12 protein-coding genes, 1 tRNA gene and 1 pseudogene are annotated in these 12,248 nt (G+C 38.8%); 7 read left to right on the forward strand and 7 right to left on the reverse strand.

Annotation, left to right across the window (positions count from 1 at the left end; translation table 11 throughout):
* The first annotated feature begins 10 nt into the window (after positions 1 to 10).
* The 6 genes from bamA to B091_RS0109410 all read left to right on the forward strand — a co-directional run bounded on the left by bamA (position 11) and on the right by B091_RS0109410 (position 5,866).
* Entirely contained in the window at positions 11 to 2,641 is a 2,631-nt protein-coding gene (bamA, locus tag B091_RS0109385) for an outer membrane protein assembly factor BamA (RefSeq protein WP_025069641.1), read from the forward strand.
* A 31-nt stretch (positions 2,642 to 2,672) separates the two neighbouring features.
* Complete coding sequence (locus tag B091_RS0109390; RefSeq protein ID WP_018109749.1) at positions 2,673 to 3,191, forward strand: OmpH/Skp family outer membrane protein; 519 nt, start codon at positions 2,673 to 2,675, stop codon at positions 3,189 to 3,191.
* A 56-nt stretch (positions 3,192 to 3,247) separates the two neighbouring features.
* Positions 3,248 to 3,757, forward strand: a complete 510-nt coding sequence (locus B091_RS0109395; protein ID WP_018109750.1) for an OmpH/Skp family outer membrane protein — start codon at positions 3,248 to 3,250, stop codon at positions 3,755 to 3,757.
* A gap of 69 nt (positions 3,758 to 3,826) precedes the next feature.
* A complete protein-coding gene (gene murI, locus B091_RS0109400) occupies positions 3,827 to 4,666 on the forward strand; it encodes a glutamate racemase (protein ID WP_018109751.1) in 840 nt (279 codons plus the stop codon).
* 11 nt (positions 4,667 to 4,677) lie between these two features.
* On the forward strand, positions 4,678 to 4,902 hold the full coding sequence (locus tag B091_RS0109405; RefSeq protein ID WP_018109752.1) for a putative signal transducing protein: 225 nt from the start codon (positions 4,678 to 4,680) through the stop codon (positions 4,900 to 4,902).
* A 10-nt stretch (positions 4,903 to 4,912) separates the two neighbouring features.
* Entirely contained in the window at positions 4,913 to 5,866 is a 954-nt protein-coding gene (locus B091_RS0109410; protein ID WP_018109753.1) for a Rossmann-fold NAD(P)-binding domain-containing protein, read from the forward strand.
* Positions 5,867 to 5,937: 71 nt separating this feature from the next.
* Here the strand turns inward: B091_RS0109410 and proC are convergent.
* From proC to argR, 6 genes and pseudogenes are all read right to left on the reverse strand, one after another.
* Positions 5,938 to 6,717: pseudogene (gene proC, locus B091_RS0109415) on the reverse strand (pyrroline-5-carboxylate reductase); the annotation flags it as partial.
* A 95-nt stretch (positions 6,718 to 6,812) separates the two neighbouring features.
* The gene (locus B091_RS0109420) at positions 6,813 to 7,940 is read right to left on the reverse strand and encodes an aspartate aminotransferase family protein (protein ID WP_018109755.1); all 1,128 of its coding nucleotides are present in this window, start codon (positions 7,938 to 7,940) and stop codon (positions 6,813 to 6,815) included.
* A gap of 10 nt (positions 7,941 to 7,950) precedes the next feature.
* Positions 7,951 to 8,919, reverse strand: a complete 969-nt coding sequence (gene argC / locus B091_RS0109425; RefSeq protein ID WP_018109756.1) for an N-acetyl-gamma-glutamyl-phosphate reductase — start codon at positions 8,917 to 8,919, stop codon at positions 7,951 to 7,953.
* Between the two features lie 16 nt (positions 8,920 to 8,935).
* A complete protein-coding gene (argG, locus tag B091_RS0109430; RefSeq protein WP_025069642.1) occupies positions 8,936 to 10,141 on the reverse strand; it encodes an argininosuccinate synthase in 1,206 nt (401 codons plus the stop codon).
* A 34-nt stretch (positions 10,142 to 10,175) separates the two neighbouring features.
* A complete protein-coding gene (locus B091_RS0109435) occupies positions 10,176 to 10,757 on the reverse strand; it encodes a GNAT family N-acetyltransferase (protein WP_018109758.1) in 582 nt (193 codons plus the stop codon).
* A gap of 23 nt (positions 10,758 to 10,780) precedes the next feature.
* The gene (gene argR, locus B091_RS0109440; protein ID WP_018109759.1) at positions 10,781 to 11,254 is read right to left on the reverse strand and encodes an arginine repressor; all 474 of its coding nucleotides are present in this window, start codon (positions 11,252 to 11,254) and stop codon (positions 10,781 to 10,783) included.
* 548 nt (positions 11,255 to 11,802) lie between these two features.
* Between argR and B091_RS0109445 the strand changes: the two genes are divergently transcribed.
* Positions 11,803 to 11,875: transfer RNA gene (locus tag B091_RS0109445), tRNA-Phe, on the forward strand.
* A 108-nt stretch (positions 11,876 to 11,983) separates the two neighbouring features.
* Here the strand turns inward: B091_RS0109445 and B091_RS0109450 are convergent.
* Positions 11,984 to 12,248, reverse strand: a 265-nt coding sequence (locus tag B091_RS0109450) for a transposase (protein ID WP_018109760.1), incomplete at its 5' end; no start/stop codon positions are given.

Consider the following 12,248-nt stretch of genomic DNA (forward strand, 5'->3'; position numbering starts at 1 on the left):
TACTATATAAATGCACTACCACAAAATAAGCATAAAACTATTATTAGTCTGTCTCTTTGGTCTATTCCCTTTGATGGGGAATGCGCAAGAGGATGCAGCAAGAGACGATGACAAACCCACAATTATCTATTCAGGTACTCCTAAAACCTATGAAATTGTTGATATAAAGGTTGAAGGTGTTCCAAACTATGAAGATTTTGCTTTGATTAGCTTGTCTGGTTTAGCTGTGGGACAGCAAATTGATATTCCAGGCTCTCAAATTACAGAAGCTATTCAGCGTTATTGGAAGCATGGGCTCTTCTCTAACATCAAAATCACTGCCGAAAAGATTGAAGGTAGTAGGGTTTGGATTAAAATTAGTTTAGACCAACGCCCCCGTATCTCTGAAATCAATTATCATGGGGTGAAGAAATCTGAAAGAAAAGATTTGGAGGCTAAGCTTGGAATGATGGTAGGTAGTCAGATTACCCCTCATATGGTTAATCGTTCTGAAACTTTAATCAAACGTTACTTTGAGGATAAAGGCTTCAAAAATGCTGAAATCTTAATTGTTCAGCGTGATGACCCTGCAAAGGAAAATCAAGTGGTAGTAGATGTAACTATTGATAAAAAAGAGAAAATTAAAGTTCACCGCATTTATGTTGAAGGTAATGAGGCTTTGAAAGACTCTAAAGTAAAGAAAGCCATGAAAAAGACCAACGAAAAAGGTCGACTCATGAATCTTTTCAAAACCAAGAAGTTCATTCCTGAAAATTTTGCTAACGACAAAAAACTAATCATTGAGAAGTACAACGAGCTTGGATATAGAGATGCTTTTATCGCTAAGGATAGTGTAGTGCCCTATAACGATAAATCAGTAGATATTTATTTAACTATAGATGAAGGCCCAAAATACTATATTCGTAACATTAGCTGGGTAGGTAATACGCTTTATCCAACTGAGCAGTTGGAGTATTTGCTTCAAATGAAGAAGGGTGATGTTTATAATCAAAAGTTACTTTTAGATAGAACTGTTGTTGATGACGATGCTATTGGTAACCTCTATTATAATAATGGTTATGTGTTCTACAATCTTGATCCTGTTGAGGTGAATATTGTGGGCGACTCTATCGACTTAGAGATGCGTATTCAAGAGGGCTTGCCTGCAACCATTAATACAGTTAAGATTAACGGTAACGATCGTCTGTATGAAAATGTAGTTCGTCGTGAATTGCGTACTCGCCCAGGTGAGTTGTTTAATAAAGAAAATATTATGCGTTCTCTTCGTGAGATTCAGCAAATGGGACATTTTGACCCCGAAAACATTATGCCAGACATTATTCCGAACCCTGAGAGTTCGACTGTTGATATAGCTTATGACCTTGTGTCTAAAGCCAATGACCAAGTTGAGTTTTCTGCTGGTTGGGGACAAACAGGTGTTATAGGTAAGCTAAGTTTGAAGTTTACGAACTTCTCGCTGGCCAACCTGTTGCATCCAGGTAAAAATTACCGTGGTATCTTGCCGCAGGGTGATGGTCAAACCTTAACTCTGAGTGGTCAAACCAATGCTAAGTATTACCAATCATACAGTGTCTCATTCTTTGATCCTTGGTTTGGTGGTAAACGTCCAAACTCATTCTCATTCTCGGCTTATTACTCAGTTCAAACAGACGTGAGTAGTCGTTGGTATAATGATTCATACTATAACAACATGTACAACATGGGTTATGGTGGCGGTGGCTACGGTGGTGGTTATGGTGGTGGCTACGGAGCTGAAAACTTCTATGACCCAGATAAGTCGATGAAAGTATTTGGAGTTTCTGCTGGTTGGGGTAAACGTTTAACTTGGCCTGATGACTACTTTACATTTACAGCGAATCTTTCTTACCAACGCTATATCTTACGTGATTGGCAATATTTCTTAATTAGAAATGGTAAGTCTAATAACTTAAGTGTAAACTTAACTTTGGCTAGAGCCTCTTTTGATAATCCGATTTTCCCTCGTCAAGGGTCTGACTTCTCTCTATCTGTTCAGTTGACTCCTCCATACTCGCTATGGGATGGTGTTAAGTACAAAGAGATCGATAACAGTAACGAGAAAGATTTGGAAAGAAAGAACAAGTGGATTGAGTACCACAAATGGAAATTCAAAGGAAAAACCTACATGTCTTTAATGGATCCTATCCGTTACAAACGTGTCCCTGTGTTGATGACTCGTGTTGAGCTTGGTCTTTTAGGCCACTATAACAACCACAAACGCTCACCTTTCGAAACTTTCGAAATGGGTGGTGACGGTATGTCGGGTTACTCAGGTTATGCTACCGAGATGATTGCTCTTAGAGGTTACGATAATAATAGTTTGACACCAAGAGGTGGTGGTTATGCTTATACAAGACTTGGTCTTGAGTTAAGATATCCACTGATGCTAGAACCTTCAACAAGTATTTATATCTTAGGTTTTGCTGAAGCAGGTAACGCTTGGAATAGAGTTAAAGATTTTAATCCCTTTGAACTAAAACGCTCTGCAGGTGTTGGTGTTCGTATATTCTTACCAATGATTGGAATGATGGGTATCGACTGGGGTTACGGATTTGATAAAGTCAATGGTTCTACACAATATGGAGGTAGTCAATTCCACTTTATTTTAGGTCAAGAGTTTTAAACATTAAGTATTAATTCTAAAACCACGAACTATGAAGAAATTCATTTTTACAGCATTCTTGTTTTGTTTGATAGGTACTCTTGGTGCTAACGCTCAAAAATTCGCCTTTATCGACACTGAGCTTATTCTTAGTCAAATTGACGAGTTCAAAGCCAATGAAGATAAGATTGAACAACAAGCAAAAGTTTATCAGGCTGAAGTTCAAAAAATGGGAGAGGAAGTTGAAAAACTCTATAAGAATCTTCAAGAAAATGCAAAAAAACTTTCTGAGGCTCAATTAGAGAAACAACAAGCTGAAATCCAAAAGAAAGAAGCTGCTGTTATGGAACAAGGTCGAAAATATTTCGGTCCTGAGGGAGCTATTGCTCAAATGAAGGAGAAACTTCTGAATCCATTCTACGATAAAATCTATGAGGCTTCAAAGCAAGTAGCTATTCAGTATGATTATGCCGCAATTATCGATCGTGCAACGGCCTCTAGTGTTATATTTGCACAACCCAAGCACGATATTAGCAATGAGATATTGTCGGTGATGGGATATTCAAAATAAATTTATAAATTTGTCCTAATCAGAGATTAAAGAAATCAATATTAAAAATAAGACTTATGTTAAAGAAAATTGTACTATCAGTAATGCTCATCTTGCCTATGGGTGTTATCGCACAAACACTTAAATTTGGCCATGTGACTTCTCAAGATTTAGTCGTTGAGATGCCCGAATACAAAAAGGCTGAAGAAAGCTTGAAAGCATTGCAAGATAAATATGCTGAAGAGTTTCAAAGAAGCCAAGATGAATTTTCTAAGAAAGCTCAACAATTTCAACAAGATATGAGCGAAAAAACTTTGCCTACAAATATCGCTGAGAGAAGACAAAAAGAACTACAGGATATGGGTCAAAGACTTGAAGCTTTCCAACAAGAAGCTATGCAATCAATGCAAAAAGCTCAAATGGAATTGATGGCTCCTATTTATGAGAAAATCAATAATGCGATTCAAAAAGTAGGTAAACAAGAAGGATTAATTTATATCTTTGACTTATCTAGCAATTCAATACCTTATGTTGATACAGCTCAAAGTAAAGATGTATCTACACTTATTAAGGCAGAAATGAAATAATCATTTCCGATTCAATATATTGAAGGAGTTAAAGCTAGTCTTTAACTCCTTTTTTGTTATTCAGAAAGTATGAAACAACGATCTACAAAAGCTGGGCCTATTGGAGTTTTTGACTCTGGATATGGTGGACTAACAATTTTAGAAAAGATTAGAGAGGTCTTACCTGAGTACGATTATATCTACTTGGGTGATAATGCTCGTGCACCCTATGGGACACGTTCGTTCGAATTGGTCTATAAATTCACGCTAGAGGCTGTAAAGTTCTTGTTTGATCAAGGGTGTCATATGGTGATTTTGGCTTGCAATACGGCTTCAGCTAAGGCACTGCGTAGCATTCAGCAAAGAGATCTTCCGTTGATTGATAGCAATCGACGAGTGTTGGGTGTTATTCGCCCCACGGTTGAGGCTGTGGGAGATTTGACTAAGTCGGGATATGTTGGGGTCATGGCGACTTCAGGTACGATTATATCAAAGTCTTACCCTCTAGAAGTTGCAAAGCTGTTTCCAGAAATTAGTGTCTTTGGTCAAGCTTGCCCAATGTGGGTTCCTTTGGTAGAAAACCATGAATTTGATAAACCTGGAGCCGACTATTTTGTTAAGAAAGATATCAATAGGTTACTGTCCCAAAATGATAAGATTGATGCTATTATTTTAGGGTGTACACATTACCCGTTGCTTTTGTCAAAGATTCGAGCTTATACTCCGAATCACATTAGGATAATCCCACAGGGAGATTATATAGCTCGTAGCTTAAAAGATTATTTGGCAAGACATCCTGAGATGGAAGCCAATTGTGCAAAGCATGGTGATTGTACTTTCCTGACTACAGAGTCTGTAGATAAATTTAAAGAGTCTGCAGAGTTGTTTTTAGGAATACCTATTGAAGTAAAACAAGTTGTTTTAGACTAAAACTTATGACTATGAAAAAAGATGATTTTGTAAAGGTATATCAAGGTTCTGCATGGAGTGTAGATCTAGTGCTTTCGCTTTTAAAAAGCAATGGTATTGAATCGGCTATGAAGTTGGATAAATCAGATTCGGCTTACGTGTTTTTGAGTGGGGATGATGAAATCTATGTTCACAAAGACGACGAGGCTAAAGCTTTGGAGGTTATAAAAAGTGACCCTGGGGCAGAAAAAAACTAAGATATAAACCATGAAGAAATTTACTTGTGTTGCTGACCTGAAGAATCTTTCGGAGTCAGTAAAGGAAGCTTTTGAAATTAAAAAAGACCGTTATCAGTTCGATACCTTGGGTAAAAATAAAACGTTACTAATGATATTCTTTAACTCGAGTCTTCGTACTCGATTGAGTACTCAGAAGGCTGCGTTAAACTTGGGTATGAACGTTATGGTACTTGATGTGAATCAGGGTGCATGGAAACTCGAGACTGAGCGTGGGGTAGTTATGAATGGTGATAAACCAGAGCATTTGGTAGAAGCCATTCCTGTGATGGGCTGTTATTGCGATGTGATCGGTGTCCGTTCGTTTGCCCAACTTAAAGACCGCGAATTCGATTATAACGAGACGATTATCAATCAGTTCATCAAGCATTCGGGTAAACCTGTGTTTTCGATGGAGGCTGCTACTCGTCACCCGTTGCAAAGTTTTGCCGACCTGATAACCATTGAAGAGTATAAAAAACAAGAGCGTCCTAAAGTAGTTCTTTCGTGGGCACCGCACCCTAATGCTTTGCCTCAAGCCGTGCCTAACTCTTTTGCTGAATGGATGAATGCGACAGACTACGAGTTTGTAATTACTCACCCTGAAGGTTATGAGTTAGCCCCAGAGTTTGTTGGTGGTGCTGTTGTAGAATACGATCAGATGAAAGCCCTTGAAGGTGCTGATTTCGTCTATGCTAAGAACTGGTCTACATATGCAGGTGATAATTATGGCAAAGTGCTGAGTAAAGATAGAGCTTGGACTATTTCAGCAGAGCATATGAAAGTTACAAACAATGCTTATTTTATGCACTGCTTGCCAGTTAGAAGGAATATGATTGTTACAGACGATGTAATAGAGTCTCCACAATCTTTAGTAATTCCTGAAGCTGCCAATCGTGAGATATCAGCAACAGTAGTCTTGAAGAATATAATAGAGTCGTTATAGTATAGTAGTTGTATTGACTAATTTAGATATAATACCCCTTAGTTATTTGACATTGCTAAGGGGTATTGCATTTAAATGCTCTTCTTAATTGCTTCAATGATTGCTGTAGTAAATCCTTGCTTGTCGAGTTCATTCACACCTTTGATTGTTATTCCACCAGGGGTAGTGACTTTGTCGATTTCAGTTGATGGATGTGTTGATACATCTTTGGATAGAATTGTTCCTGCGCCAATTGCTGCTTGTGATGCTAGGAGTTTAGCTTCTGTTGGTGTTAGCCCTAGTTCTACACCAGCTTGCATTGAGGCTTGAATATACTTGAACAAGAACGCAATACCACAAGAAGCTAAAGCCGTAGCAGCAGCCATTTTGCTTTCGGGGAGGAGTATGCTAGTGCCAAGATGGTTGAATAGTTCCAGCATCTTTGTATCGTCTGATGCACTTGTATTGTGTGAAGCAATGATGTTCATACTTGCTTGGTGGGATATTGCCGTATTGGGAATAATTCTATAGAAGCGTTCAGTTCCTGTTGTCCACTCTGCCAATTGTTCAAATGTGATTCCTGCTGCAACAGATGCTACGGTCTGGTCAGCTGTGAACTTGAGATTTGCCAAAGTCTCTTTCATGGCCCAAGGCTTGACTGCTAGAATGATTAAATTTGCCTTTTCGATCGCTTCATTGAAGCTGTTAGCTATGCTTAGGGTAGGGCTTTCATCCTTTAGCTTTTCAAGTTTGCCCTTGCTTCTGTTGGCTATACAGATATTGAATGTTTCTTTGTCTGATTCTATTTTTGCTAGCCCCTTGGCTATGGCACTTCCCATATTTCCGGCACCAATAATTGCTATTTTCATATTCGCTGCTCTTTGTTGTAGTTTTCTTTAAAGTAAAAGTGGCAAATAAAAGGTTTATTTCCTATTTATTTGCCACTTCTTAAGTTTGTATGTCTGTTTTAAGCCTTCATCGCTTTCTTGAGCTTTCCGATAAAGATATCGGCATCAGCTTTCGTTAGAGTCAGTGGAGGTAATAGTCTCAATACGTGAGTACCGCTTACTCCAGTGAAGACATGCTCTTTGTAGACAAGTTGATTTCTTAACTCTTTGATAGGTGAGTCAAACTCTAGCCCAATCATTAAGCCTTGTCCACGAATCTCTTTAATGCCTTCAATTTTGGCCAATTCTTGCATTAGATAATTACCCACCTGGGTAGCATTATCCATTAAAGAGTCCGACTCAAAGACATCCAATACAGCCAATGCTGCACTGCATGCCAAATGATTTCCACCAAAAGTGGTGCCTAGTAGACCATGCTTGGCTTGGAATTGTGGCGCAATCAGTAGAGCTGCCATTGGGAACCCATTGGCTATTCCTTTGGCTACGGTGATGATATCAGCTTTGATATCGGCATGTTGGTGTGAGAAGAATTTCCCTGAACGTCCATAGCCACACTGGATTTCATCCATAATGAGCACCACGTTATTTTGGGTACATAGGCTTCGGATTGATTGAAGGAACTCTTTACTTACCACCCTAATTCCACCGACACCTTGGATGGGTTCAATAATAACTGCACATACATCACCTTCAAGGATCTCCTTCTCGAAAGCTTTGATATCGTTGAAAGGTAGATGCGTTACTAGATTATTTGCATTGATTGGAGCAATGATGTTGGGGTTGTCTGTTGCTTCGACTGTGAGTGAAGTTCGGCCGTGGAATGCCTTATCGAAAGCTAAAACCTTTTTCTTTCCGGTGTGGAAAGAGGCTAGCTTGAGTGCGTTTTCATTGGCTTCAGCGCCCGAGTTAATCACAAATAGTGAGTATTCGGGGTAGCCAGATATTTTGCCCAATCTTTCGGCAAGCTTTACCTGCAAATCATTGATAACCGAGTTAGAATAAAATCCTAGCTTCTTAACTTGTTGACAGATTGCATCTACGTAGTGTGGGTGCGAGTGTCCTATCGAAATTACGGCATGTCCGCCATAGAGGTCGAGGTATTCGGTTCCTTTATCATCCCAAACTTTGCAGTTTTCTCCTTTGACAATATTAATGTCAAGGAGTGGATATACATCAAATAGTTTCATTATGCGTAGTTTAAAAAGCGCTAGGCTTGAGTCTTAATCCAACAGTCTCTTCGAGGTTGAACATGAGGTTCATGTTGTGAATAGCTTGACCTGATGCACCTTTGAGTAGGTTGTCGATACAACAAATAATTAAAAGTTTGTCTTCGTGTTTCTCTAGATGGATGAGGCATTTATTGGTGTTGACCACCTCTTTAAGATCAATATTGTTTTCTGCCAAATGTACAAAAGAGTCTTCGGCATAATATTCTTGATAGATTCTCTTAATCTCCTCTAGTTTTACTTTCGATTTCACTAAGATGGTTGTAAATATCCCTCTAGGGAAATCTCCTCGGTAGGGGATAAAGCTGATGTCAGCATTGAAGCTGTTTTGGAGCTGTTTCAGGCTTTGTCTCACCTCCGGTAGATGTTGATGAGTAAAAGGTTTGTAAACACTCATGTTGTTGTCTCGCCAACTAAAATGGGTCGTAGGTTTTGGATGAACTCCCGAACCTGTACTACCTGTAATTGCATTGATAACAATATCGTCGTTCAGCATTAAGTGTTTGGCTAGCGGAAGTAGTCCGAGTTCTATGCAAGTTGCAAAACAACCAGGGTTGGCTACGTATTGCGATTTACAAATGGCACGTCTGTTGAGTTCGGGCAAGCCATATAGAAAAGGGTTCTCATCCGATGCTAATCTGAAATCCATAGATAAATCGATCACTTTGAGCTCCTCAGGCAATGTGTGTATATCAAGGAACTTTTTGGTGTCACCGTGAGCTGTACAGAAAAACAGTACATCAATTTCATCAAAGGGATATTGATCGGTAAAAATAAGTTCACACTCTCCGTAAAGGCCCGAATGTACATCGGCAACATTATTGCCTGCATTACTCACGCTGTGGATGAAAATTATTTCTGCTTCGGGGTGATTTACCAATAGTCGTATTAATTCGCCTGCCGTATAACCAGCACCGCCAATTATTCCTACTTTAATCATGTTGATCTCGTTATTTTTAGTTTTCCTTATTATTCTTGTTCTGATTCGTATAGTAAACTCTAAGTGGAGTTGAAAGTACTTTGATAAAGCCTTTAGCATCTTCTGCCGTCCAGCCTTTTTGTACCTCACCATATTCTCCCAACTCAGTTTTGACCAAGTCGAATTCCGATTCGACTCCTACAAGTGTGTAACTGTAAGGGCGAAGGATAAGCTTCACGGTTCCATTTACATTTTCTTGACTTGAGTCGAGCATCGCTTCGATGTCACGCATAACGGGTTCCAGATATTGAGCTTCGTGTAAGAACATACCATACCAAGTTGATACTTGATCTTTCCAATATTGTTGCCATTTGGAAAGTGTGTGCTTCTCGAGCATCTTGTGTGCATTGATAATGATAATCGGTGCAGCGGCTTCGAAGCCAACTCTACCTTTGATACCAATAATTGTGTCACCGATATGCATGTCACGGCCAATGCCGTAAGCACTTGCAATATCGTTTATTTTGTTTATAGCAGCAACTTTATTGGTGAATAGCTCACCGTTGATAGCTGAGATTTCTCCTTTTTCAAAAGAAATGGAAAGCTCTTCTGTACCCTGCTTTTCGACCTGTGATGGATATGCCTCTTCGGGCAGAGTTTGCTCGCTTTGAAGTGTCTCTTTCCCTCCGATTGAAGTTCCCCAAAGACCTTTGTTGATTGAGTATTCCATTTTAGCAAAGTCAGCCTGGTAGCCGTGATCTCTGAGGTAATTGATTTCGTATTCACGAGTCAAAATCATATCTCTAGTGGGGGTAATAATCTCCATGTTGGGCGCAAGAACCGTAAAGGTTAGGTCGAAACGGATTTGATCGTTACCTGCACCTGTGCTTCCATGTGCTATGGCATCGGCATTAACCTCCTTGGCATAATTTGCAATAGCAATGGCTTGGAAGATACGTTCTGAACTAACTGATATTGGGTAAGTACCATTTCTGAGTACATTCCCGTATATCATATATTTGATACTTTTGTCGTAATATTCTTGTGTTACATCGAGGGTTACGTGTTGGGCTGCTCCCAATTTGTATGCTTTTTCCTCGATAGTCTTTAGCTCTTCTTGGCTAAAGCCTCCTGTATTTGCAATGGCTGTATAAACCTCATAACCTAAATCTTTAGAGAGATACATGGCGCAAAATGAAGTGTCTAATCCTCCGCTAAATGCTAATACTACTTTCTTTTTCATAATTAATTCCTTATTGGGTTGATTAAAATTAAACTTAGAACTTATCCTCTGAGTTGTCTACTCTCTTAATAGGCTTATTGGGATCATAAAGCATTCCTGTACAGATACAGTACTTTCTATTTGTTCGTTGAAGAATGTCGTGATTCGTACAACCCTCGCATCCTTTCCAAAATGAGTCGTCGTCTGTGAGTTCGGCAAACGGAACGGGGGCGTAGCCGAGCTCGGTGTTGATTTTCATAACTGCACCTCCACTAGTTAGCCCAAAGAGTTTAGCTTTAGGCCATCGAAGTCTAGAGAGTGTAAAGGCTGCCTTTTTTATTCTTTTGGCAAGGCCGTGACCTCTAAATTTTTCGACAACGATAAGTCCAGAGTTGGCCACATATTCTTTGTTGCCCCAACTCTCGATATAGCAGAAACCTGCGAATTCGTCGTCTTTGAGAGCAATTATAGCTTTGCCCTCTTTCATTTTTTGTGAGATGTACTCGGGTGAACGTTTTGCAATTCCGGTACCTCTAACTTTTGCTGCTGCTGTGATTGTCTCAAGTATAGTGTTTGCATATACTTCGTGAGATGCATCAGCCACCATTACATCTATTTCGTCTTCAGTTATGTCCATTGGTCTAAAGCTAATATTATAGGTTACTTAATATTAGGGATGATACGAGAAAGGAATTCGTTTACGTCGTCGTGATTGGCACGCTCTCTAAGAATAAGAAGAATAGTATCGTCACCAGCAATTGTACCTAGAATATCTCTTGAAACGGTGTTGTCAATATCATAAGCCATGCTACTTGCGTATCCAGGTCTTGTCTTGATGACAGCAATATTTCCTGAATACATGATCGAAACAAATCCTGTATTCATGAGCATTTCCGATGGATTTAAATCGTTTGGTCTTTTGTACATGATGTCGTTGGGCAATACATATACATAGTTTCCATTAATATTAGCCGCTTTGGCTACTTTTAGTTGTTTTAAATCTCTTGATAGGGTTGCTTGTGTGAGCTGAAATCCCTCTTTTTTTAGTTCATTCAGCATCTCTTCTTGGGAGCCTACTTCTTGACTAGATATAATCATCTTGATGGCGTCTAAACGATCTTCTTTCTTTTTCATCTCTGTATAATTATTCTTGTTCCTTTGCAAAAGTATGCAAAAAAACGGATAAACAAACTTATTTGGCTTTAAAATTAATTATTTATGTAATACTAAAGATATTTATGCAATAAAGCAAAGAGTTGACTTTATCATTTTATTAACACTATTGAAATATCTTACGCGTTGCTTTAGAGCCTATCTACAGCCTCGTTTTAGTGCTATTATCTTGAGATAGTTGTAATCTGCAAGTATTTAGTTTATGTATAAATATGCATTAAAATTAAAATCCAGTTTTAAAATCATAATATGGGCTTAGATGCCTCCCTAGAGTGGTCAGCTGTATGATGAAAAACGACCTACTCGTTTGCCTCTTCCCACTAGCTCGCAAGAGGGGAGTCACTAAGAGCTTTCGTTAGTCTGACCTTGTCCTACAGAGATAGGAAGTCTGTTTTATATCACCTAAATTCTTAAGTTGAATAGCAGACGAAGTGAAAATGATGTAAAAATAATCCCCTAAAATTTGCGAGAATAAAAAATATGCCTATCTTTGCAATCGCAATTGAGAAGGTGCCATAGCTCAGTTGGTAGAGCAAAGGACTGAAAATCCTTGTGTCCCTGGTTCGATTCCAGGTGGTACCACAAAAAAGACTCCTAGTATTCATTTACTTGGGGTCTTTTTTTTTGTTCTGCAATACTTATATTTATTAAACATTTAGGATCATACCGAAAAGCTGTGGGATTTGCATATCAAGCATAGATTTTAGTCAAGCGATAAATAAAGAAGTTTACATCTCTTACTCCTCTTAAACTAGCTCTAAAAGATTTTATTTTAGCATTGAAGCTTTCAGCTGATGCATTTGTAGAACGGTTGTTGAAGAACTGTACTATGTTATAATAATTGGATTGGATGCTTTTCAAGACTGTAGTAAAGGTCTTAAACCCACTCTTCTCTACATCTTCATACCAATGAGCGAGACGTGTTAAAGCAGTCTCTTTTGATTTACATTGGTGG

This window comes from Bacteroides propionicifaciens DSM 19291 = JCM 14649 (assembly GCF_000375405.1).
GTDB classification, from domain to species: Bacteria; Bacteroidota; Bacteroidia; order Bacteroidales; family Bacteroidaceae; genus Bacteroides_E; species Bacteroides_E propionicifaciens.